This window comes from Streptomyces griseus, assembly GCF_900460065.1.
In the GTDB taxonomy this organism is placed as follows: domain Bacteria; phylum Actinomycetota; class Actinomycetes; order Streptomycetales; family Streptomycetaceae; genus Streptomyces; species Streptomyces griseus.
The window spans coordinates 427,573-449,141 of record NZ_UAVD01000029.1; the positions used below are offsets into that span (position 1 = coordinate 427,573).

The 21,569-nt window shown below is 71.9% G+C and carries 20 protein-coding genes; 11 read left to right on the forward strand and 9 right to left on the reverse strand.

The annotated features are described in order from the left end of the window. Nucleotides 1–7 precede the first annotated feature (7 nt). From DTB53_RS21750 to DTB53_RS21760, 3 genes are all read left to right on the forward strand, one after another. Nucleotides 8–1,249, forward strand: coding sequence for a class I SAM-dependent methyltransferase (locus DTB53_RS21750; RefSeq protein WP_012377939.1), 1,242 nt, complete (start codon nt 8–10; stop codon nt 1,247–1,249). 61 nt (nt 1,250–1,310) lie between these two features. Continuing rightward, complete coding sequence (locus tag DTB53_RS21755; protein ID WP_012377938.1) at nt 1,311–1,925, forward strand: dTDP-4-dehydrorhamnose 3,5-epimerase family protein; 615 nt, start codon at nt 1,311–1,313, stop codon at nt 1,923–1,925. Nucleotides 1,926–2,150: 225 nt separating this feature from the next. After that, complete coding sequence (locus DTB53_RS21760; RefSeq protein WP_093566016.1) at nt 2,151–3,419, forward strand: RNA polymerase sigma factor; 1,269 nt, start codon at nt 2,151–2,153, stop codon at nt 3,417–3,419. Between the two features lie 119 nt (nt 3,420–3,538). Here DTB53_RS21760 and DTB53_RS21765 read toward each other — a convergent pair whose 3' ends face one another. The 4 genes from DTB53_RS21765 to DTB53_RS21780 all read right to left on the reverse strand — a co-directional run bounded on the left by DTB53_RS21765 (nt 3,539) and on the right by DTB53_RS21780 (nt 9,241). Next, nucleotides 3,539–4,729, reverse strand: a complete 1,191-nt coding sequence (locus DTB53_RS21765) for an acyl-CoA dehydrogenase family protein (protein ID WP_003964493.1) — start codon at nt 4,727–4,729, stop codon at nt 3,539–3,541. 238 nt (nt 4,730–4,967) lie between these two features. After that, nucleotides 4,968–6,587: an FAD-binding oxidoreductase gene (locus DTB53_RS21770; RefSeq protein WP_012377936.1), complete on the reverse strand. Its 1,620-nt coding sequence runs from the start codon at nt 6,585–6,587 to the stop codon at nt 4,968–4,970. Between the two features lie 76 nt (nt 6,588–6,663). Further along, entirely contained in the window at nt 6,664–7,821 is a 1,158-nt protein-coding gene (locus DTB53_RS21775; RefSeq protein WP_003964491.1) for an epoxide hydrolase family protein, read from the reverse strand. 34 nt (nt 7,822–7,855) lie between these two features. Further along, on the reverse strand, nt 7,856–9,241 hold the full coding sequence (locus DTB53_RS21780; protein ID WP_012377935.1) for an FAD-dependent oxidoreductase: 1,386 nt from the start codon (nt 9,239–9,241) through the stop codon (nt 7,856–7,858). A gap of 247 nt (nt 9,242–9,488) precedes the next feature. Between DTB53_RS21780 and DTB53_RS21785 the strand changes: the two genes are divergently transcribed. From DTB53_RS21785 to DTB53_RS21795, 3 genes are all read left to right on the forward strand, one after another. Then, entirely contained in the window at nt 9,489–10,211 is a 723-nt protein-coding gene (locus DTB53_RS21785; protein WP_012377934.1) for a DUF2306 domain-containing protein, read from the forward strand. An 85-nt stretch (nt 10,212–10,296) separates the two neighbouring features. Continuing rightward, entirely contained in the window at nt 10,297–11,541 is a 1,245-nt protein-coding gene (locus DTB53_RS21790; RefSeq protein WP_012377933.1) for a cytochrome P450 family protein, read from the forward strand. Then, nucleotides 11,538–12,554, forward strand: coding sequence for an alcohol dehydrogenase catalytic domain-containing protein (locus tag DTB53_RS21795; protein WP_012377932.1), 1,017 nt, complete (start codon nt 11,538–11,540; stop codon nt 12,552–12,554). The genes DTB53_RS21790 and DTB53_RS21795 overlap by 4 nt, the downstream gene beginning before the upstream one ends. A 64-nt stretch (nt 12,555–12,618) precedes the next feature. Here the strand turns inward: DTB53_RS21795 and DTB53_RS21800 are convergent, their stop codons facing one another. Next, nucleotides 12,619–12,960 (reverse strand): YciI family protein, encoded by a 342-nt coding sequence (locus tag DTB53_RS21800; RefSeq protein ID WP_003964486.1) that lies wholly within the window; start codon nt 12,958–12,960, stop codon nt 12,619–12,621. A 277-nt stretch (nt 12,961–13,237) separates the two neighbouring features. On the opposite strand from DTB53_RS21800, the gene DTB53_RS21805 reads away from it, so the two are divergent. The 3 genes from DTB53_RS21805 to DTB53_RS21815 all read left to right on the forward strand — a co-directional run bounded on the left by DTB53_RS21805 (nt 13,238) and on the right by DTB53_RS21815 (nt 17,147). Then, the gene (locus DTB53_RS21805) at nt 13,238–14,824 is read left to right on the forward strand and encodes an MFS transporter (RefSeq protein ID WP_012377931.1); all 1,587 of its coding nucleotides are present in this window, start codon (nt 13,238–13,240) and stop codon (nt 14,822–14,824) included. A gap of 124 nt (nt 14,825–14,948) precedes the next feature. Next, the gene (locus tag DTB53_RS21810; protein WP_012377930.1) at nt 14,949–15,641 is read left to right on the forward strand and encodes a DUF899 domain-containing protein; all 693 of its coding nucleotides are present in this window, start codon (nt 14,949–14,951) and stop codon (nt 15,639–15,641) included. A 162-nt stretch (nt 15,642–15,803) separates the two neighbouring features. Beyond that, complete coding sequence (locus DTB53_RS21815) at nt 15,804–17,147, forward strand: activator-dependent family glycosyltransferase (protein WP_012377929.1); 1,344 nt, start codon at nt 15,804–15,806, stop codon at nt 17,145–17,147. Between the two features lie 55 nt (nt 17,148–17,202). Here the strand turns inward: DTB53_RS21815 and DTB53_RS21820 are convergent, their stop codons facing one another. Further along, nucleotides 17,203–17,679 carry a hypothetical protein gene (locus tag DTB53_RS21820; RefSeq protein ID WP_012377928.1) on the reverse strand — a complete coding sequence of 159 codons (477 nt, stop codon included), beginning with the start codon at nt 17,677–17,679 and terminating at the stop codon, nt 17,203–17,205. 4 nt (nt 17,680–17,683) lie between these two features. Next, the gene (locus DTB53_RS21825; RefSeq protein ID WP_003964481.1) at nt 17,684–18,247 is read right to left on the reverse strand and encodes a hypothetical protein; all 564 of its coding nucleotides are present in this window, start codon (nt 18,245–18,247) and stop codon (nt 17,684–17,686) included. A gap of 401 nt (nt 18,248–18,648) precedes the next feature. Here DTB53_RS21825 and DTB53_RS21830 point away from each other — a divergent pair, with 401 nt between their 5' ends. Both DTB53_RS21830 and DTB53_RS21835 read left to right on the forward strand, forming a co-directional pair. Further along, on the forward strand, nt 18,649–19,200 hold the full coding sequence (locus DTB53_RS21830; protein ID WP_003964480.1) for a carboxymuconolactone decarboxylase family protein: 552 nt from the start codon (nt 18,649–18,651) through the stop codon (nt 19,198–19,200). Nucleotides 19,201–19,226: 26 nt separating this feature from the next. Next, on the forward strand, nt 19,227–20,147 hold the full coding sequence (locus DTB53_RS21835; RefSeq protein WP_012377927.1) for an oxidoreductase: 921 nt from the start codon (nt 19,227–19,229) through the stop codon (nt 20,145–20,147). Between the two features lie 31 nt (nt 20,148–20,178). On the opposite strand, the gene DTB53_RS21840 is transcribed toward DTB53_RS21835, so the two are convergent. Continuing rightward, nucleotides 20,179–21,216: a carboxymuconolactone decarboxylase family protein gene (locus DTB53_RS21840; RefSeq protein WP_012377926.1), complete on the reverse strand. Its 1,038-nt coding sequence runs from the start codon at nt 21,214–21,216 to the stop codon at nt 20,179–20,181. 31 nt (nt 21,217–21,247) lie between these two features. Then, nucleotides 21,248–21,544, reverse strand: coding sequence for a hypothetical protein (locus DTB53_RS21845; RefSeq protein ID WP_042495497.1), 297 nt, complete (start codon nt 21,542–21,544; stop codon nt 21,248–21,250). Nucleotides 21,545–21,569: the final 25 nt, after the last annotated feature.

A 21,569-nucleotide genomic window follows, 5' to 3' on the forward strand; every position in this document is an offset into this window, starting at 1 on the left:
CCCGACGATGACTGACCAGGCCCTTCCGGCCGTGCCGAGCGCGTGCCGGATCTGCGGTGCGGCGACCGAGGAGTTCCTCGACCTCGGCCGCCAGCCCCTGTCCGACGCCTTTCCCGAAGAACCACCGGTCGCCGAGTTCTTCTACGACCTCCGCGTCGCCAGCTGCACCGCGTGTGCCATGGTGCAGCTCGTCGAGGAGGTGCCCAGGGAGCGTATGTTCCACGAGGACTACCCCTACTACTCCTCCGGTTCGGCCGTCATGCGCGAGCACTTCGCCCGCACCGCGGCCGAGTTCCTGGAGGGAGAGCTGGACCGCGAGGACGCGTTCGCCGTCGAGATCGGCTGCAATGACGGGGTGATGCTGCGGCAGATCGGTCGGGCCGGCGTCCGCCACCTGGGCTTCGAGCCGTCCCGCAAGGTCGCCGACGTCGCACGCGGACACGGCGTGCGGGTGCGCGGCGACTTCTTCGAGGAGAAGACCGCCGCCGACGTGCGGCGCACGGAGGGGCCCGCGAACGTGATCTACGCGGCCAACACCCTCTGCCACATCCCCTACATGGAGTCCGTGTTCCGCGGCGTCGACGCGCTGCTCGCCGAGGACGGCGTGTTCGTCTTCGAGGACCCCTACTTCGGGGACGTCGTGGAGAAGACCTCGTTCGACCAGATCTACGACGAGCACTTCTACCTCTTCACCGCGCGCTCCGTGCGCGCGATGGCCGAGCGCTTCGGCTTCGAACTCGTGGACGTCCGACGGCTGCCCGTCCACGGGGGAGAGATCAGGTACACGCTCGCGCGGGCCGGTTCGCGCCGGCCCGCGCCGGCCGTGGACGAGCTCCTCGACCAGGAGGAGACGCGGCGCCTCACGGCGCCCGACGTCCTGCGCCGGTTCGCCGGAGACGTGTCGGCGATCCGGGACGATCTGCTCGCCCTGCTGACCCGGCTCCGCGACGAGGGGCGCACCGTCGTGGCGTACGGCGCGACGGCCAAGAGCGCGACGGTCGCCAACTACTGCGGGCTGGGACCGGATCTCGTCTCCTTCGTCTGCGACACCACACCGGCCAAGCAGGGCCGCCTCACACCCGGCACCCACATCCCGGTGCGCGCCGCGGAGGCGTTCGCCGACCCGTACCCGGACTACGCACTGCTCTTCGCCTGGAACCACGCGGACGAGATCATGGCCAAGGAGACGGGCTTCCGTGAGTCCGGCGGCCACTGGATCCGCTACGTCCCCGGCGTACGCGTCGACTGACACCGGCGAAGGCGCCCGGCCGGAAACACGTCCGGCCGGGCCGCGGTGAGAGGAGAGTGCTGTGGACGCCCGGAAGATGACGATCGAAGGCGCGGTGGAGTTCACCCCGGCCGTCTTCCCCGACGACCGGGGAGACTTCCTGTCCAGCTACCAGGAGTCGGACTTCCGCACGGCGACGGGGACTTCCCTCTTCCCCGTCGCCCAGGCCAGTTTCAGCCGCTCGCGGAGCGGAGTCATGCGCGGCGTGCACTACACGGCGACCCCACCCGGGTGCGAGAAGTACGTGACGTGCCCCCGGGGGAGCGCACTGGACGTCGTCGTCGACCTGCGCGTCGGCTCACCGACCTTCGGGACGTGGGACTCGGTCGTGCTCGACCAGGAGACCCACCGCGCCGTGTACCTGCCCCAGGGCGTGGGACACCTCTTCCTCGCACTGGAGGACGACACGGTCATGTCGTATCTGCTCTCCCGCGAGTACGTCCCCGGGAACGAGCGGGCGATCTCACCGTTCGATCCCCGGCTGGCCCTGCCCGTACCCGGCCCGTCCGATGTGATGATCTCGCGGCGTGACCGCGAGGCGCCGCTGCTCGCCGAGGCGCTGCGCGCGGGGCTGCTGCCCGGTACGAACGCGCGCGCGGCCTCGCGTGGAGCCGCCGGGCCCACGAAGCGCGGCTGAGCGCTGTCCCGCAATTCCCGGCGGGCGCACGGCACCGGCTACGGCACCTCGCCGCGTGGTCGAAGCACCCGAATACCTCCCGTACGCGGGTGCGTCTTGGCCTTGCGATGCACCGCATCTGACGCCGTGCGCTGATCCACCGGGAATCGCGGGACAGCCCTTAGACTCTTCGCGGCGGGCCGCGCACGTGGCGGCCCGGGTCCGGACGGCCGTGGAGGAAAGACCGTGTCCGCGCAGAACGGCGAGGTGGACGAGGACCTGCTGCGTGAGCTGGCACCTCAGGTGCTCGGGGCGCTCATCCGGCGGTACGGCGTCTTCGACACCTGCGAGGACGCCGTCCAGGAGGCCCTGCTCTCCGCCTCGCTCCAGTGGCCGGTCGAGGGGCGGCCGGACCATCCCCGCGGCTGGCTGTACACCGTCGCCTCCCGTCACCTGGTGGACCAGGTACGCGCCGACCACGCCCGGCGCCGCCGTGAGGACCACGTCGCCCTGGCGGTCCCGGCGGCGGAACTGTCCAGCCCCGGAGTCGACAGCGAGCCCCGCACCGACCGGGACGACTCCCTCAAGCTGCTCTTTCTCTGCTGCCATCCGCGACTCTCCGCCTCCAGCCGGATCGCGCTCACGCTGCGCGCCGTGGGCGGCCTGACCACCGCCCAGATCGCCGCCGCCTACCTGGTTCCGGAAGCGACGATGGCCCAGCGCATCAGCCGGGCCAAGCAGACCATCAGGAAGACCGGCACGACCTTCCGCATGCCCGCGGCCGCCGACCGGGCCGAGCGGGTGGAAGCGGTGCTGCACGTGCTGTACCTCATCTTCAACGAGGGGTACACCACGACGGACGGCACCGCCCTGACCGCGCCGGCGCTGTCGGGCGAGGCGATCCGGCTCACCCGGCTGCTGCACCGGCTGCTGCCCTCGGACGCCGAGGTCACCGGTCTGCTGGCGCTCATGCTGCTCACCGACGCGCGGCGCCGTGCGCGGGTGGGCGCCGACGGCAGCCTGGTGCCACTCGCGGAGCAGGACCGCAGCCGGTGGGACCGCGAGCTGATCGCCCAGGGCATCGCCCTGATCAGTGAGGCGCTGCCCCGGGGACGCGTCGGGCCGTACCAACTGCAGGCGGCGATCGCAGCGGTCCACGACGAGGCCGAGCACGTCGCTTCCACCGACTGGCCCCAGATCCTCGCCCTGTACGAACTCCTCGAACAGGCCGCCCCGAACCCAGTGGTCACCCTCAACCGCGCGGTCGCCCTCGCCATGGTGCACGGCCCGAGCGCCGGGCTCGACCTGCTTGCCACGCTGCAGTCCGACCACCGCATGGCCCACCACCACCGGCTGCCTGCCACCCGGGCGCACCTCCTGGAACTGCTCGGGGAGCACCGGGCGGCGGCGGACTGCTACCGCGACGCCGCCCGGCTCACCACGAGCGCACCGGAGCGGCGCCATCTCCTCTCCCGTGCGACGCGCCTGGAGGCGCGGGGCGGCCGGGTGTCCTGACCCTCAGCGCCCGGGGGCGGACACCGAACCCGACGAAGCGCTCCTGGTTCCTGTCGTCACACTGCCGTCGTCGCCCGAAGGGCGGCCCCGCGGGGCAGGCGGCAGTTCGACGACAGGGCCTAGAGGTACTGCGTGTTGGGAGCCAGGCCGCACAGGATGCGGCCGTAGAGCTCCAGGTTGGTGTTCGGGTGCATGATGGCGTGCAGGTTCAGTGTCTGGACATCGCGTTCGATGCGTTGGATGGGCACGTCGGTGTAGATCGACGACGCGCCACTCGCTGTGTTCAGGACGTCGACGGCCTCCTTCGCCCGCTGACACGCCGCGCCCGTGTCGAGCCGGACGCGCGCGCGTTCCTCCAGCGTCCACGGCTCGCCGGACGCGTTCTTGGCGTCCACGAGGTCGGCGATGCGGTACACGTGGAACTCGGTCTCGTCGATCTTGACCGACGCCTCGGCGACCTGGAGGTGGGTCAGCGGGGCCTCTCGCTGGTCGGCGTACTCGGTGTACGTGATCTTCCGGCCGGGCAGCCGCTCGAAGAAGACGTCCCTGGCGCCCTTGGCCAGTCCCAGCGCGGTCGCGCTGACCGTGGCGCACGCCGTCGGCATGATCGGCGCCCGGTGGATGAGGGCGTCGGCGTTGCTGCCGTGCCCGGAGTGCCCCTGGATCAGACCGCCCAGCGGGATGTACCGGGCGTCCGGCACGAAGACGTCCTGGGCGACCGTGCTGACACTGCCCGAACCGCGCAGGCCGGCGGTGTGCCAGTCGTCGACGATCTCCAGCGAGGCCAGCGGAATGAGAGTCATGATCGGCTGATGACTGCCGTCCGGCATCGCGAGCACCGCCGCGTTGGTGTTCCACTTGCTGTGCTTCGCCCCGCTGTTGAACCCCCACCTGCCGTTGACGACGATGCCGCCCTCCGCGGGCACCGCCATCGCCGTCGGACTGATGATGCCGCTCACCAGGTCGTCCGGTGAAGTGAACACCTCGTCCTGCACCGCGTCGGGGAAGAGCCCGGCGACCCACGCGCTGATGGACCACACACCGGCGGTCCACGAGGCGGATCCGTCGCCCCTGGCCAGTTCCGCGAGCACCTCGACCTGCGTCCTCATGTCGGACTCGTAACCGCCGAGCCGGGCGGGCAGCCGGGTGCGCAACAGGCCGGATTCGGCCATCGCCCTGACGGTGTCCTCGTGCAACTCGCGGTTCTCTTCGGCCCAGGGGGCCTTCTCGCGGAGCAGAGGCACCAACTTCGTCGCGCGGGCGACGAGGTCCGCGCGGTTCGGCGCTTGCGCGAGTTCGGTCGTGTCCACAGGTTCTCCTTGGAGTATCGATGGGGGGAGCCCGGTGCGCGTGCCGTGACCGGAGTCCGGTGTTCACCGTCGCAGGGCACCGGTGTGCGGGACATCTCCGGGATTGCGGGGGTGCGGGGGTGCGGGGGAGCGCGTGCGGGGGAGCGGCGGCGGGGTCCGGCGCGTGCGCGGCCCCGCACGCGGCGGACGACGATCGCCGCGTGCGGGGGTGCCCGCCGGCTACGGACTCCCGCTCAGGTCATCGGGCCGGGGGCGCGATGGACATGGGGTGGCGGAAGACGTTCCGCGGGTCGTACTGCTTCTTCACCCGTTGCAGACGCGGGTAGTTGCCCCGGTAGTAGAGCGTCGTCCACGGAACGCCCGAGGTGTTCCACCGCGTGTCCAGCAGATCGACGTCGGGGTAGTTGATGTAGCTTCCGGCGTTGCGCCGGTCGGGCACCGGGACCCCGCCGGTGTCGGCGTAGACGTCGCGGTAGAAGTCGCGCACCCACGTGAGGTGCCGGGCGCCGTCCTCCCCGTCCGCCCAGTTGCCCGTGCTGTAGACGGCTTTGAGGATGGCGTCGCGCTGGGCGGTGGCCGTGGCGTCCGGGGCCGGCGCGTTGACCTGTCCGCCGAACCCGGAGATGCCGAGGTTGGCCGCCGGATTGTCGTACGTCCGGTCCTCCAGGTAGCGCCAGATCGTCGCGATCTGCCGGTCGGAGTAACCGCTGCGCAAGTCACCGGCCTTGTGCTTGTAGCGGCCCGTGGCCTCCAACGGCCAGTTCTGCGGTGTCATCCAGGGGATGACCTGCTCCGTGTCGATGACGGGCGTGACGCCGACACCGGCGGCGACCGCGTCCACATGGGCGTTGAGCCGCCGGCTCGCGTCCGGCAGCGCGTCGTCGATGACCGCCACCATGCCCAGGACGCCGGCCGAGCGGTGGTTGGCGAGCAGCACGCCCCAGATGTCGGTGCTGGGCGTGCCGGGCTCACTGTTCCGCTCGTACCACGTGCAGTAGTTGCGCAGCAGGGTGCTGAAGGCCGCTTCGGTCATGGACTCCCACGGCCACATGATCGTTCGGCGGCGCCCGTCGCCCGGCGCCTTGGGCAGCAGGGCGGTGGGGTCGCTCGATGTCACGCCCGGTGTACGGAGCCAGAACCGGGTGATGACGCCGAGATTGCCGCCCCCGCCGCCCGCGTGCGCCCACCACAGGTCCCGGTGGGGATCGCCCTCGTCCCGGGTGGCCACCACGGCGCGGGCCTTGCCCTTGCCGTCGACGACCACGACCTCCACCGCGTAGAGGTGGTCGGAGACGAGGCCGTGCCGGCGTGACAGGTGCCCGTAGCCGCCGCCGGTGATGTGCCCGCCGGCCGCCACGTCCAGGCAGGCGCCGCCGGGTATCGTCACGCCCCAGTTCTTGAACAGGGTCCGGTAGACGTGTCCCAGGGTCGCGCCCGGCTCCACCACGAAGGCCCGTCGTTCGGGGTCATGGTGGACGGCGTCGAACTGGGACATGTCCAGCAGCACCTGTACGTCCGGGGAGGCGGTGAAGCCCTCGAAGCAGTGCCCGCCGCTGCGCACCGCGATGCGTCTGCCCGCCGCCACGGCCTCCTCCACGGCGGCGACGACCTGTTCCGTCGTGCTCACCACTCGGATGGACTCCGGCCGTCCGACGAACCGCTGGTTGTGCCCGCCGGTGAGACTGTTGTAGCGGGAGTCGCCCGGCCTGACCGTGACCGCCCGGTACGGCTGAGGACAGGCGGCCGGGTTCTTCCACCCGGCATCCCGCCCCGGCCGCGCGGAAGCCGGTGAAGCGGCCCCCGTCGCCAGGGCCCCGCCGCTGATCATGGCCGCCGTCAGAAATCCACGGCGTTTCATCGAGCTCAACTTGCTACCTCCACGATTGGTCTGCCGTGCTCGGTCGCGCTGTGCGGGGGGCGCTGTGCCCCTGCCGTCACCGCAGTGAACGGGCGAACGCCCGCACGTCCTGGACGAAGGGCCCGGGCTGCTCCATGGCGGCGAAGTGGCCGCCGCGGTCGAATTCGGTCCACCGCGTGAGGGTGGGGAGGAGGCGTTCGGCGAAGCCGCGTACGGGACGCACCGCGTCGAAGGGGAAGGACGCGACCGCGACCGGCACGGTCAGCGGCCAAGGGCCTCCCCAGGTCCGTACGAAGTCCTCGGGGGTGTGCGTGGACTCGTAGTAGAGCTGGGCGCTGGGTCCGGCCGTGGCGGTGAGCCAGTAGATCATGACGTTGGTCAGGATCCGGTCCCGGTCGATCGTCTCTTCGGTCAACTGCTTCGGATCGGACCACTCGGTGAACTTCTCGACTATCCAGGCGAGTTGGCCGACCGGCGAGTCGGTGAGGCCGTAGCTCAGGGTCTGGGGCCTGGTGGACTGGATCTTCTGCCAGCCCGCGGCGTCCTGGTCGAACCGGACGGCGAAGTCCAGTCGCGCCCGGTCCGCCTCGTCCAGGTCCGCCATCGCGGCCGGATCGTCCGGCGGGAAGGTCACCAGCATGTTCAGGTGCACACCGGCGACATGCTCGGGGTCGGCGAGCGCCAGCCGCAGCGAGATGGGCATGCCCCAGTCGCCGCCCTGCGCCACGTACCGGTCGTAGCCGAGTTCGCGCATCAACTCCGCCCACGCGGCGGCGACCCGGGGCACGTCCCAGCCGGTCGCACCGGTGGGGCCGGAGAACCCGTACCCCGGTAGGGAGGGCACCACCACGTGGAACGCGTCGCGCGGGTCCCCGCCGTGCGCGCGCGGGTCGGTCAGCACCTCGATGACCTCGGTGAACTCGGCGAACGAGCCGGGCCAGCCGTGGGTCAGGATCAGCGGCGTCGCGTCCGGTTCGGGTGAACGCACGTGCAGCAGATGGATCCGGGCCCCGTCGATCTCGGTGAGGAACTGCGGGAAACGGTTCAGCCGCGCCTCGGCGGTGCGCCAGTCGTAGTCGTGGAGCCAGTACTCGGTGAGTTCCTTGAGGTGGGCCAGGGGGACACCCCTCTCCCAGCCGACTCCGGGCAGCTCGACCGGCCAGCGTGTCGCGGCCAGTCTGCGGTGCAGGTCGTCGAGGTCCTGCTGGGGAATGTCGATGCGGAAGGGGCGCACGGTCACCTCTGTCGGTCGTCCGGGGCTTACGGGGTCAGGCGATCTTCTCCGGCGCCGGGACCTCGCGGCCCGGCGGTGCGGGGGGCCTGCGGGCCGCGTGCCGCAGTACCCGCAGCACGGTGGCCGGACGCATCAGGGACTGCGGCGGCTCCATGAGCCCGGCCACCCGCATCAGCGCGTTGGTGAGGGCGGGGTCGTGGACCGCGGCCTTCTGGACCCGGGTGACGTAGGCGTTGGCCAGCCGGACCCGGGCCGGGCGCGGCGCCTCGACCCCCGCGTAACCGAGGTCCGCGCCCGCCGAGAACTCCCAGGGGGAGTCGATCTCGCGGGAGATGTCCCGCAGGAAGGGGAGGGGCTCCGGCGCGTGTCCCGCCCGCAGGTGCCGTTCCAGCACGAGGGACTGCAGGGCCGCGACGGTCATGCCCTGGGCGTACACCGGGTTGAAGCTGCACACCGCGTCCCCCATGACCAGCAGTCTCTCGGGGAAGCGGTCCAGCCGCTCGTAGTGCCGCCTCCGGCTGGCCGGGAAGCGGTGCATGACCGGGGCGTCGAGAGCTTCCGCGTTCCGTACTGCTTCGTGGATGTCCGGGACGGGCAGCGACCGGGTGAAGCGGTCGAACTCCTCGGGATCGGTCGGCGGGTGGTCGCCGAGCACCCCCGTCAGGGAGAGCTCGACCTGATGGCCTTCACCCGGTGTGCGGTAGAAGAAGGCCCCGCGCGGATGCGAGGGGGTCGCCGCCGGAATGATCGCCAGGTCGCTCCCGAAGGGGTCCGACGACAGCCGGTAGTGCCGGGTCGTGTAGGCCAGGTCGATCTTGACCTGTTCCTCCTCGGGCCGCCGGTAGCCGAATTCGTCCAGCCACGCGGGGGTGCGCGAACCCCGGCCCGTGGTGTCGACCACCAGGTCGGCGGCGAGCTCCCGCTGCTCGGCGTCCTCGGCCGTCGGGCGTACCCTCACCCCGGTGACCCGGCGCCGGTCGGAGCTCGTGACCAGCCCCAGCACATCGTGCTCCTCCAGGAACGTGATGCCGGTGAGCGCCTGCACGCGGAGGCGCAGGTGGTACTCCAGCACGGGCCGGGTGGCGGGCACCGAGACCAGCCCGGTGCGGGCGGGCCGCAGCAGCCGGCCGTTGAAGTACCAGCGGATGTCGCCGCTGAAGTCCCCCGGCCTGATCCCCGCCTCGACCAGCTCCTCCGTGAGGCCCGGGAACAAGGACTCGAGTATCTGGTGGCCCCGTGCGACCAGACCGTGGGCGTGTCTGCCGTGCGGCACTCCGCGCCGCGGCCCCCGCACGCCGGTGAGCCGGTCGCGGTCCACGACGACGACCTCGGTGTAGTGCCGGGCGAGAGCCCGGGCGGCCAGCAGCCCCGCGATGCTCCCGCCCAGCACTACCGCACGATCCCCGATGCGCTCACTCATCGTGATCCCCTCTCTGCAGACCACCGGCTGATCTCCCAGCGCATCCTGGTGTGCTCCGCCGGGTGCCGCTTCTTCTGGATTGCGCTGCTGGAAAGAACCCTCCCCACCCGACCTCTCCGCGAGCGAGGGCACGTCGGATTTCGGATCGAGTCGGGCGCGGGGCGCGCAGAGCAACCTGAAAGATGCCGGGCGTCTGAACGGGTGTGACGCTGACGCCCATTGAAGCCCGTCGGACGGAAGGACCTCCATGGCTCAGCAGACCGAACCGGCCGACATCACCCTGCCCTCCCCGGACCGGAAGGACGGGCCCGCGCCCGAGCAGGACCCGTCGCGCCCGGGCAGGGCCTGGTGGCGCCGCCCCTGGCCCCTTCTGCTGGCCCTGCTCGTCACGCTGTTCCTCGTCGACGAACTGACGGCCTACCTGGGGCTGGACCCGTCGGAGGCACGGATCACGCTGAACGAGGACGTGCCGCTGCACTACCCGCTGCTCGTCGCGCACATCGGCTTCGGCACCATCGCCCTGGTCACCGTGGTTCTCCAGGTCTGGCCGCTGCTGCGCCGCAACCATCCGCGGATCCACCGGGCCAGCGGCCGCCTCTACGTGTTCGCCGGAGCGCTGCCCAGTGCCGTACTGGCTCTGGCGATCATGCCGCTGATGCCCGCGTGGCAGGGCACCATCGGCGTCGCGGTCCACGCGCTCCTGTGGATCGGCACCACCACCATGGGGTACCGCGCGGCGCGCAAGCGGCAGTACGACGACCACCGGCGCTGGATGCTGTACAGCTTCGCCCTCGCGACGGGCGTGCTGTGGGGACGGGCCATGGTCAACGTCATGACGTACGCCGAGCTGAACATCGACGTGGGATACCTCTTCGAGGTGGCTCGCTGGCTCGGCTGGATGATCAACCTCATGCTCGTCCAGTGGTGGCTGGACCGCAGGCCGAACCGGCCCGCACCCGCGCCCGTCTGACGGCCGCCCCGCTGCCCTACGGACCGGTGACGCCCGTCCGACGGCCCCGCCACCGCCCGCCTCACCGATCAGCCGACCCCTGGAGATGGTTGTGGAAAGCCGTTGCCCGGTTGTCATCGACCGCACGGGCCAGAACATCCACGCGGAAGCCGACCGCCTGCGCGAGCAGGGACCCGTCGCCCGGGTGGAACTCCCCGGCGGCGTACGGGCCTGGTCCGTCACCGGTTACGACGTCGCCCTCAGCGTTCTCGGCGACCAGCGGTTCTCCAAGGATCCGCGCAAACACTGGACCGCGTACGCGAACGGGGAGATCGGGGACGACTTCCCGCTCATCGGCTGGGTCCTCATGGACAACCTGACCACCGCGCACGGCAGCGACCACAGCCGACTGCGCAGACTCACCGCGAAGGCGTTCACCCCGCGCCGGGTCAGCGCCATGCGCTCCGCCATCGAACAGGCCTGTACCGAACTGCTGGACGAGCTGGCCGAGAGCGGACCCGGCGACAAGGTCGACCTCAAAGCGCGCTTCGCCCACCCCCTTCCGGCGCGTGTCATCTGCGACCTGGTGGGCGTGGCGCCGCAGGACCGTGCCGCCATGCTGCGCGGCGGCGAAGTCAACGTCGACACCACCACCTCGCCCGAGGACGCCGCGGCCAACGTCGAACGATGGCACCAGGAGATGCACGAGTTCGTCGAGAGCAAACGCAGGACGCCCGGCGACGACCTGACGAGCGACCTCATCGCCGCCCAGGAGGAGGACGGCTCCCGGCTGAGTCCGTCCGAGCTCGTCGGCACCCTGCACCTCATGCTCGGCACCGGCACCGAACCGGTCATGAATCTCATAGCCAACGCCGTCCACCTGCTGCTCACCCACCCCGAGCAGCGCGCAGAGCTCCGAGCCGGCCGGATCAGCTGGGACGACGTCATCGAGGAGACGCTGCGGGCCGAGGCCCCGGTCGCCCACCTGCCGTTCCGCTTCCCCACCGAGGACGTCGAGATCGGCGGGGTCACCATCCCCCGGGGCGATCCCGTCCTGATCGCCTTCGCCGCCGCCGGACGCGACCCCGCCGTGCACGGCCCGAGCGCCGGCCGGTTCGACCCGTCCAGGGCCGACAAGGCCCACCTGGCCTTCGGCCACGGCATCTACCGCTGCATCGGCATGCCCTTGGCCCGGGAGGAGGCCAGGATCGTGCTCCCCGCTCTCTTCACCCGCTTCCCCGACCTCGATCTGGCCGTGGCCCCCGAGGACATCGAGCCGCAGGGCAGCTTCATCATGAACGGGCTGCGCACTCTCCCCGTACGGCTGAGGAGTGAGGGGGCGGGCCGATGAAGGCCGCCGTCATCCCCGCGGTCAACGCCCGCTGGGAGATCCAGGAGGTTCCGACGCCCCGGCCGGGCCCCGGCGAGGTGCTCGTCAAGGTGCACGCCTGCGGACTCTGCCACAACGACCTCTGGACCGCCCAGGGCGTCTTCCCCTTCCCGTCGTGCGATCCGGCGATCACGGGGCACGAGGCGGCGGGCGAGGTCGTCGAACTGGGGCCGGGCACCACCACCCGCGAGGTGGGCGACCGCGTCGGCACCACCTGGGTCCAGGCCACCTGCGGCCGGTGCGCCTACTGCCGGCGCAACCTTCCGCTGACCGGCCAGTCCGCCATGTCCTGCGCGGCGCCGGTGATGACCGGCCTGACCGTGCAGGGCGGCCACGCCGAGTACCTCTGCGTGGCCGCCGCGAGCACCGTGCTCCTCCCCGACGGGTTGGACTACGCGACGGCCGCGCCCGTCCTCTGCGCGGGCTACACCGCCTGGAGCGCCCTGCGGGTGAGCGAACCGCGGCCGCACGAGCGGATCGCCGTCCTCGGCATCGGAGGCCTCGGGCACCTTGCCGTGCAGTACTCCCGGGCCTGCGGGTACGAGACCGTCGCCATCACCCGCTCCGCCGAGAAGCACGAGGTCTCCACGAGACTCGGGGCCGACCTCGTGGTCCGCGACGGGGAGGAGCTGCGCGAGGCCGGCGGCGCCGACGTCGTCCTGGTCACCGGCACGTCCTACGAGGCGGCGACGGACGCCCTCCAGGGACTGCGGACCGGCGGGCGGATCGTGCTCGCCACCATCGACCCGGCGGGTTCGTTCACCATCGATCCCGCCACCCCGTTCTGGGCCCGGGGCCAGCGTGTGCTGGGCGCCACCCACCACGGGCTGCGGTACCTGACCGAGGCGCTCGACCTGGTCGCGGAGGGCGCGGTGACCCCGATGACGGAGGTCTTTCCGATGGACGCGGTCGCGGACGCCGTCGACAAGGTGGAGAAGGGCGAGGTCCGCTTCCGCGCCGTCGTGACCTACTGAGCCGCGTCAGAGCGCGGCGGGGCGGTGCGACGCACCCGAGGGCCCGCCCCGCCCGGGCGGGCCCTCAGCCGAGCGGACGGACTTCGACGCCGGACAGCCGGGCGTCGGGGATACGGGCCGCGATCTCCAGCGCCCGTTCCACGCTCACGCAGTCGACGATGTCGTAGCCGGCCATGTGCTCCTTGACCTCGGCGAAGGGGCCGTCGGTGGTGAGCGCCGCACCGTCGCGCACCCGAACGGTCCTGCTCTGCGAGGGCGCGGCCAGCACCGAACCGCCGACCCACTCACCGGACTCGACGAGCTCCTCGATCAGAGCCGCGTGCTCGGGCCCGAGCGCCGCACGCTCCTCGTCGGACAACGCCTCCCACACCGCGGGGTTGCTGTAGATCAGGAGCATGTACTTCATGGCGCTTTCTCTCCTCGTACTCGAAGCCCGAACGGGCCGGGCGCGTCGGCTGTCCGCCAGGGGCCCCGGCCCGCACGCGCGGATGCTCCGCACCGCGCGATGCTACACGCGGGCCACCGCCGGGGGTGTTCGCCGCGTGCGTGGGTGACCTGCCGCCGGCCGGGAGAATCAGGCGGATCAATCGCGCGAGATGTGTAGAGATCCGCGGGTCCGCTCCGACTCATGGACGAGGGCGCACGCACCGCCGCCCCCGGCCGCTCGACCACGGAGGAAACACATGGATACGCGGACCCCGTCCGGAACACCGCCACGGGCGGGACGGCGGGAATGGATCGGGCTGGCCGTGCTGGCACTGCCCACCCTGCTGCTGGCCCTCGACCTCAGCGTGCTGTACCTGGCACTGCCGAGCATCGGCGCCGACCTCGGGGCCAGCAGTACCCAGTTGCTGTGGATCACCGACGTGTACGGGTTCATGACCGCCGGGTTCCTGGTGACCATGGGCACCCTGGGGGACCGGATCGGCCGCCGGAAGCTGCTTCTCTTCGGCGCCGCGGCCTTCGGCGTGGCCTCGGCGGTGGCCGCCTTCTCCACCAGCCCCGGCATGCTGATCGGGGCCCGGGCCGCCATGGGCGTCGCGGGGGCGACGCTGATGCCCTCGACGCTGGCGCTGATCAGCAACATGTTCCGCGACCCGAAGCAGCGGGGCATGGCCATCGGCGTCTGGATGAGCTGCTTCATGGGCGGAGCCGCCGCCGGGCCCGTGATCGGCGGCGCGCTGCTGGAGCGCTTCTGGTGGGGCTCGGTCCTCCTGGTCGGCGTGCCGGTGATGGTGCTGCTGCTGGTGGCGGCGCCGCTGATGCTGCCGGAGTACCGCGGCGGCGGCGGCCGACTCGACCCGGTCAGCGTCGCCGTCTCCCTGGCCGCGCTGCTGCCCGTGATCTACGGCATGAAGGAACTGGCGAGGGGCGGCTCGTGGTTGGTCCCCGGTCTGTTGATCGTGGTCGGCGTGGCTTTCGGCGTGATCTTCGTACGGCGGCAGCGACGACTGGAAAGCCCCCTGCTCGACGTACGGCTCTTCGGCAACCTGGCCTTCAGCTCGTCGCTGGTCACCCTGATGTTCGGAGTCGCCACCCAGGGCGGGATCATGCTCCTGGTCACGCAGTACCTGCAGAGCGTGGAAGGGCTGTCGCCGCTGCGGGCGGGACTGTGGCTGGTCCCCTCCTCCCTGGCGATGGTGGCCGGCAGCCTGTTGGCCCCGTCCCTCGCACAGCGCAGCAGCCCCCGGCTCGTCATCGCCGGCGGGATGGCTCTCGCCTCGGCGGGCTTCCTCGTCCTCGCCCTGCTCGACATCTCGGACGGCCTCGGCATGCTGGTGGCCGGTATCGTACCGGTCTTCCTGGGCGTCGGACTCATGGGCGCCGTCTGCCAGGATCTGATCGTCGGCACGGTCCGGCCCGAGAAGGCGGGGTCGGCGGCGTCCCTCTCGCAGACGAGCGGCGACTTCGGCATCGCGTTCGGCGTCGCGACGCTGGGGAGCGTCGGCGCCGCCGTGTACGGCAGCCGGATGTCCGGCCTCGACCTGTCAGGGGTGCCCGCCGGGGCCCGGGAGGCGTCCCGCGAGACCATCGGGGAGGCCCTGGCTGCCGCCGCGCGACTGGACGGTCCCGTTGCCACCGGCCTGATCGCCGATGCTCGCGAAGCCTTCACCGCCGGACTCAACATCGCCGCCGCGGCCAGCGCCGTCCTCGTCGCCGCGCTCGCCGTCCTCGCGTACACCGCGCTGCGCCCACCGGTCCCGTCGGATCCGGTCGCCTCCGAGGGAGAGGCCGTGGCCACGGAGCGGTCGGTCGCCGACTCCGGCTGAGGCGGGCGGAAGAACACGGCCGGCCGCGCTCCGGGCGGACGGCGGCACGGCACCGTTCCGGGGCTCAGCGCCCCGCTCCCGCCGTCGCCCCGCGCCCGTGGCACATCGAGAAAGGAACACCCCCATGACCGAAGCAGAGAAGCAGCAGTCCCTTCCCCGAATCGTCTCGCCGCAGGAGTGGCTCGCCGCGCGCCGCGAGTTCCTCGTCAGGGAGAAGGAGTTCACCCGCGCCCGGGACGCCCTCAACGCCCAGCGCCGCGAACTCCCCATGGTGGCGGTGGAGAAGGACTACGTCTTCGAGGGCCCGGACGGCGACGTGGGGCTCCTCGACCTGTTCGAGGGCCGGCGCCAGCTCATCGTCCACCACGTGATGTTCGATCCGTCCTGGGACGAGGGCTGTTCGAGCTGCCGTTTCCAGATCCGCGACCTGGGCCATCTGCCGCACCTGCACGAGCGCGGTACCAGCCTGGCGCTGGTCTCGCGCGCACCGTACGCCAAGATCCAGCGCTACAAGGAGCGGATGGGGTGGAGCGTTCCCTACTTCTCCTCGTACGGAAGCCACTTCAACTACGACTTCCACGCGACCCTCGACGAGTCGAAGCAGCCGTTGCTGATCAACTTCCGGACCAAGGAGGAGCACGAGGAAGCGGTCGGACCGTGGGACGTGTGGGGCCACGAACTGCCCGCGGTCAGCGTCTTCCTGAGTGAGGGCGACACCATTTACCACACCTACTCGTCCTTCTCCCGCGGGCTGGACATCCTGCTCTTCACCCTCAACTACCTCGACCTCACGCCCCTGGGCAGGGACGGCGGCTGAGGCGGGCCGGGGCGAGGCCGACCGGCCGGCGGCCCCACCTCCGGAAGCGGCCGGGCCGCCGGGGAACGGCAATCCGGAAGAAGCGCGAGCGTGGATTCCGGCGGTACCGTCCGTCCGTTGTACGCGGAACACACGGGAACACAGGGGAACGGGAGGCAGTCCGTGCGCATTCTCTTCGTCGCCGCGCCCTTCAGGTCGCATCTGTACGTGCAGACACCGCTGGCGTGGGCACTGCGGACGGCAGGACACGATGTGCGCATCGCGGCATCCCCGGATCTGGCGGACGACATCGCCCACTCCGGTCTCACCGGGGTGACGATCGGCCCGCTGGTCAGCCTGAGCGCGCACATGGCGGCCTCCGCCCCCGCCCCGGACGACGCCCCGGCCGCCCCCGCTCCACCGGAGTCCGCCACGGCAGCCGGTCCTGTGCCGCCGCGCGCGAAGTCGCACCAGAGCCAGTACCCCCTGGGCGACCCGGTCGCCGAGATGGCGTCGAACGTCCGGGGATGGCGCGGCATGTTCAATCCTGACGAGGCCTTCCACGACCTCGTACGCTTCGCCCGGCTGTGGCGGCCCGACCTGATCGTCTCGGACACGTTCACCTTCACCGGTTCTCTCGCCGCCCGCGTCACCGGCGCTGCCCACGCCCGCATCCTGTTCGGCGCCGACGGCCTCGGGCAGCTGCGGAAGGCGTGCCACGAGTTCTGGGCCCACTGGCGTGACGACCCCGCCGCACCTCCCACTCCCGCCGATCCCCTGCGGGAGTGGCTGGAGCCGATCCTGCGCGGCTACGGGCAGGAGTTCGACGAGGACGCCGTGCTCGGCCAGTGGACCCTCTTCCCCATGCCGCCGTGGATCCACCGGCCGGCCGGCGTGTCCTACATCCCCCTGCGCCACGTGCCGTTCAACGGCCCTTCCACCACCCCGCCCTGGGCCTACGAACCTCCCACCCGGCGGCGCGTCTGCATCACCCTCGGCCTCGCCCACCGGGAGGGCGGCTTCGGTCACTCGGCGTCCACCCGTGACCTGCTCGACGCGGTGGCCGATCTCGACATCGAGGTGGTGGCGACCTTCACCCGGGACCAGCTGGAGCCGGGACAACGGATCCCGGACAACGTCCGGGTGGCCGACTTCGTCCCGCTCAACGTGCTTCTGCCGACCTGCTCGGCCCTGGTCCACAGTGGTGGCGCCGGGGCTTTCGCGGCCGCCCTTGAGCACGGCGTACCCCAGCTCATCGTGCCCACCATGTACTGGAGCGAGAAGTGGTGGGGCCCGGTCGCCATGGCCAACGGCCTGGAGGAGCGGGGCGCCGGCGTCTATGTCGCCGATGCCGACCAGCTCACCGCCAAGGAGCTGCGTGACCACCTCGTACGCGTGCTCGACGAAGCGGAGTTCACCGAGAACGCGGCCCGGCTGCGGACAGAGATGATCGCCATGCCGAGCCCCAACGACATCGTCCCGGTGCTGGAGAAACTCACCGCGGAGCACTGGGGCACACCCCGCTGAGCCCTCCCGGGCGCGATCGGCCCCACCGGCGGAGTCCGGCAACCGCCCCGCCAGGTCAGCGCCGGGGCGGGGCCGTTGCCGGACTCCGTCCCCCCGAGGGGGCCGGAGGAGGCGCCAGATGCCGGCGGGCCGCGGTCACGAGCAGGACGTAGGCGAGCACCACCAGGAGGACCGTGACGATCCACGCACGCGATCCGCTCGGGTCGTAGACCCGCCCCGCGTTGCCCACGTCCACGGCCGGCGCCGTCTGCCCGGCCTCGAAGGTGCCCCGGCCGCTGCCGTACAGCTTGACGCCACCGGTCTCCACGGCGCCGTCGTCCGACCGGAACGTTCCCGACCATTCGCAGGTGGTGTGCCCGGAGTGCCCCACACACACCAGACGGGCCGCGGTGAAGGTGCCCCGCGGCCCGTCCGCCGTGGCCGCCCTGGCGGCGTTGCCGAGATTCGGCACCGTCAGCCAGAACAGCAGGACTCCGGCCAGGAGGAGGAGCAGCGAAACGAAACCGGAGGGTCTTCTCCCTCTCGTGGCCACGCGGTCAGTCCTTCGGCGCGCAGGCGCACCGTGCGGCGGCGTTGTCCGGCCGGTTCGCACGGGTGTGCAGGTACATCGCCACCACCATGGGGACGGTGACCAGCGTGTTGTAGAAGAGGTGCAGCTCCACCCGGGGGATGAGCAGCTGGATCAGGCTCGTCGGAGCGGCCTTGCCCAGCAGGTTGGCGCCCGCGAGCACCTGGAGCAGAAGCAGCAGGTGCTCCAGGTGATGCCACACCTGGATGCCGAGTGACACGTTCCACCAGGTCCGGGAGCGGCCGGTGAATCCCGAGCGCAGCAGGAACAGGCCGGCCATCATCACCAGGGCGTAGCCGTAGTGCATCCATTCCGATGTGACGAGCCACGGGAACGGCATCCCGAGCACACCGCGCGCCTCGGGGATGGGCCAGCCCATGACGTAGATCTGGTACGCCTGGACCAGGTGCTCCGCCCAGTGCGCGATGACGATGAACAGGAAGAGGCGCAGCCCGAGTTGGTGGTGGCGGCTGTTGAGGGAGTCGAGACCGCCCCGCAGCGTGCGCGGTGGCGCTCCCGTGCTGATGGCCATGTCTGAACCTCCGAGGTCGGGAAACTGTCGCCCATGACATCAGGCTCGTGCGCGCGCGGGCTTCTTCCGCCGTGCTCTCCTCGGGGGACGGGGCGCGGATCCTCGCGCCCGCTCCGGGCACCCCGGCGCGGGCGCCGGCGGGGTCCACGGCGCCGGCCGACCGGCCCTCGCCGAACAGACGCCGCTGCTCGGCGACGTGATCGCGGCAGGAACGGCCCTCCCCGCCCCCGCGCCGGGCCGGTCCTGCGGTCACGGTGCCGCCGATCTCCTGAGGTCCTGCGCACGGTTGCCACCGGCGGGCCCGTTCACTAGCTTCCTGACATCACGAGGCCCGGCGGCCCGCAGTCGCTCCGTACCTCGCCGGCCGGTCTTCCCCCTCTCTGTCCACCGGAGGAGCAGCCATGCCCCACATCGCACTCGGCAACGACCTTCCCGGAATCACCGGCCTGATGGCTCACCGTCCCGACACCGCCGGTCCGCTGGGCGACCTCGCGAACGCCCTGCTGCGAGCGCCGTCCTCGCTCGACCCGGGAGAGCGGGAGCTGATCGCGGCGTACGTCTCGCGGCTCAACGACACCGAGTTCTGCGCCTCCTCGCACGGCGCCTTCGCCGCCGCGCAGTTGGCGGGAGGTCAGCAGCTGGTCCGGGCCGTCCTGGCCGACCCCGCAACCGCACCGGTCAGTGGCCGGCTGCGGGCGCTGCTGAACGTGGCGGCCGAGGTCCAGGGTTCCGCACGTCCGGTCTCCGACCGGACGATCGCGGCGGCCCGCGCCGAGGGCGCGGACGACACGGACCTGCACGACACCGTGCTGATCGCCGCGGCGTTCTGCATGTACAACCGCTACGTCAGCGGCCTCGCCACCGAGCTGCCCAAGGACGACGAGTACTACCGGCACTCCGCCCGGCGGATCGTGGCCGACGGCTACCGGGGCGGGATCGTCCGGGGCGACTGACGCGACCACCCAGGAAGGGAGGACTCATGAGCATCCGGCGCAGGTGGGGCACTGCCGACGTTCCGGACCGGACGGGTACCACCGCGGTGGTCACCGGCGCGAGTTCCGGCATCGGACTGCACCTGGCGGAGGAACTCGCCCGGCGAGGCGCCCATGTGGTGCTGGCCGTGCGCGACCCGGAGCGTGGGGCCGCCGCTGCGGACCGTGTCCGGGCAGGTGTGCCCGCGGCCGCCCTGACGGTCCAGGAGCTGGACCTCGCGGATCTCGCCTCGGTGCGGGCCGGGGCGAAGGAGCTCCGCGCCCGGTTCCCCCGTATCGACCTGCTGGTCAACAACGCGGGCGTGATGTGGACGGACCGGGCCCGCACCCCGGACGGACACGAGCTCCAGTTCGCCACGAACCACCTCGGTCACTTCGCCCTCACCGGACTGCTCCTGGACACCCTGCGGGCCGTACCCGGCGCACGTGTGGTGACGATCAGCAGCTACCTCCACCGGCTGGGGCGCATCGACTTCCGCGACCTCGACGCCGAACGCCGCTACAGCCGGTACCGGGCCTACAACCAGTCCAAACTGGCCAACCTCATGTTCGCGCTCGAACTCCACCGCAGGCTGACGGAATCGGGTTCGGGACTGGCCTCGCTCGCTGCCCACCCCGGGCTGGCCGCGACCGGCCTGGGCCGGGACTTCCCGGCCCCCGTACGCAGGTTCGGCCCGGTGTTCGCTCCGCTGTTCCTCCAGCCCGCCGCCATGGGGATGCTGCCCGGACTCCGCGCCGCCACCGACGCCGGGGCGCGGAGCGGTGAGTTCTACGGGCCGCTCGGCCTGACCCAGACACGGGGCGCACCCGGGCTCGTCCGTCCCGGCCGGGCGGCCCGTGACGCGGAGGTCCGGCGCCGCCTGTGGGACGAGTCCGAGCGTCTGACCGGAGTGCGCCCTCTCTTCTGACTCCCGCGATCCGTCGGGCCCGCGCCCGGTCTCACGCCGGCCGGGCGGGGCGGGACGGGAGGAGCCTGCCGCCGATCCGCACCGCGGTGGTCAGGGCGGCCCAGGACGTCAGCTCGACGAGCTCGCGGTCGGTGGGGAACCGGACTCTGAACGCCGCGACGTCCTCCGGGAGGGTCTGGTGCGGAGCGAAGGCGGTCAGCAGGACGAGCCGGGCGGCGGGCACATCCTCGGCCGGCAGCGCCGACACGGCCTCGTCGAGCCAGGCCCGGCCGAGCCCCGGAGCGGAACCGTCCCACCGGTCCAGGCGTGACCGCAGCCTCTCCCGGACCGGTTTCGGCACCCAGCGGGCCCCCTGGTCCACGGCGGCGAAGGCCCGCCCGAAGGCCTCGGCCACGGGAGGACTGCCCAGGGCCCACTCCAGTCCCGGGGGCAGGGGGGCCGCGGGCAGGAGATCCAGCGAGGCGCCCGGCGCCATCGGGCCCGGAGTGACGGGACGCATGGCCAGGGCCGTGGTCCGCATGATCGGGGCACGCAGAGGTGCCGGTGTCAGGGCGGGCATGGGGGAGTCGGCGAGGAAGACGCTCACCATGCGGTTGATGTAGTGAAACGTCACCACGACGCCGCAGAGTTCCGGCAGCTGTGCTTCGGTGAACGGGGGCGGGGCGCTCCCGGCCGGGTCTCCCGGGTGGCGCCGTCCGGCCGCCGCGGCCCACTCGGCGACCGGGGAGACCGTCCTGTCCGGCGGCAGCGTCCCGAGAACCGCCTGGTGCACATGGACGCAGTACGGGCAGTCGTTGGCGCGTGAGACCGCGGTGGCGACCGTCTCCTTCACCGCGCGGCTCACCCGCCCGTCCACCAGCAGGACCTCACGCAGCATCAGCCACGTCGCCGCCAGCGACGCGGCGGCCGGCGAGTGGAGGGCCACCGGCGGTGCGAGCACCCCGAAGTCCCGCTCCGTTGCCCGGTACACCTGCGCCACCAGGCCCCGGGCACGGTGTGGGGCGATCACGTCCACGTACCGCACCTGCCGCAGGGAACCCCTCAGCACGGCCCGTACGAGCGGTCTCATCGCGACTCCTCCCTCGTCTGCCTCTCCTGCCTCAAGGGGTATCGCCGCGTCGGTGACAGCGCGTCCCCGGTAGGTCCTCGGCGCTCCGCGGCGGACGCACCGGCTCGTCGGCCGGGCCCCGGCCCCCCGGTGCGATGTCGTCGGGGCCGAACCCCATCTGCTCCATCAGCAGCCGGACCAGCGAGGTGGCGGCCTCCTGCGCGGTGGACGCGTTGTACGGGGCGGGCGAGGCCGCCGCCGTGCCGAGGCCGGCGTCCGGGCCGGCCGGCGGCCCCACGGCGGGCGCCGCCCCGGCCGGTGCCCGGGACGAGTGGTCGGTGTCGCTCATGGGGTGCCTCCTCACAGGGGCCGGC

Excerpts from the sequence above, each read along its gene's own strand:
- DTB53_RS21750 (WP_012377939.1), top strand. The coding sequence starts at position 8 with ATGACTGACCAGGCCCTTCCGGCCGTGCCGAGCGCGTGCCGGATCTGC.
- DTB53_RS21835 (WP_012377927.1), top strand. The coding sequence starts at position 19,227 with ATGAGCATCCGGCGCAGGTGGGGCACTGCCGACGTTCCGGACCGGACG.
- DTB53_RS21795 (WP_012377932.1), top strand. The coding sequence starts at position 11,538 with ATGAAGGCCGCCGTCATCCCCGCGGTCAACGCCCGCTGGGAGATCCAG.
- DTB53_RS21845 (WP_042495497.1), bottom strand. The coding sequence starts at position 21,544 with ATGAGCGACACCGACCACTCGTCCCGGGCACCGGCCGGGGCGGCGCCC.
- DTB53_RS21830 (WP_003964480.1), top strand. The coding sequence starts at position 18,649 with ATGCCCCACATCGCACTCGGCAACGACCTTCCCGGAATCACCGGCCTG.
- DTB53_RS21780 (WP_012377935.1), bottom strand. The coding sequence starts at position 9,241 with ATGAGTGAGCGCATCGGGGATCGTGCGGTAGTGCTGGGCGGGAGCATC.
- DTB53_RS21805 (WP_012377931.1), top strand. The coding sequence starts at position 13,238 with ATGGATACGCGGACCCCGTCCGGAACACCGCCACGGGCGGGACGGCGG.
- DTB53_RS21840 (WP_012377926.1), bottom strand. The coding sequence starts at position 21,216 with ATGAGACCGCTCGTACGGGCCGTGCTGAGGGGTTCCCTGCGGCAGGTG.
- DTB53_RS21790 (WP_012377933.1), top strand. The coding sequence starts at position 10,297 with ATGGTTGTGGAAAGCCGTTGCCCGGTTGTCATCGACCGCACGGGCCAG.
- DTB53_RS21770 (WP_012377936.1), bottom strand. The coding sequence starts at position 6,587 with ATGAAACGCCGTGGATTTCTGACGGCGGCCATGATCAGCGGCGGGGCC.
- DTB53_RS21800 (WP_003964486.1), bottom strand. The coding sequence starts at position 12,960 with ATGAAGTACATGCTCCTGATCTACAGCAACCCCGCGGTGTGGGAGGCG.
- DTB53_RS21810 (WP_012377930.1), top strand. The coding sequence starts at position 14,949 with ATGACCGAAGCAGAGAAGCAGCAGTCCCTTCCCCGAATCGTCTCGCCG.
- DTB53_RS21785 (WP_012377934.1), top strand. The coding sequence starts at position 9,489 with ATGGCTCAGCAGACCGAACCGGCCGACATCACCCTGCCCTCCCCGGAC.
- DTB53_RS21825 (WP_003964481.1), bottom strand. The coding sequence starts at position 18,247 with ATGGCCATCAGCACGGGAGCGCCACCGCGCACGCTGCGGGGCGGTCTC.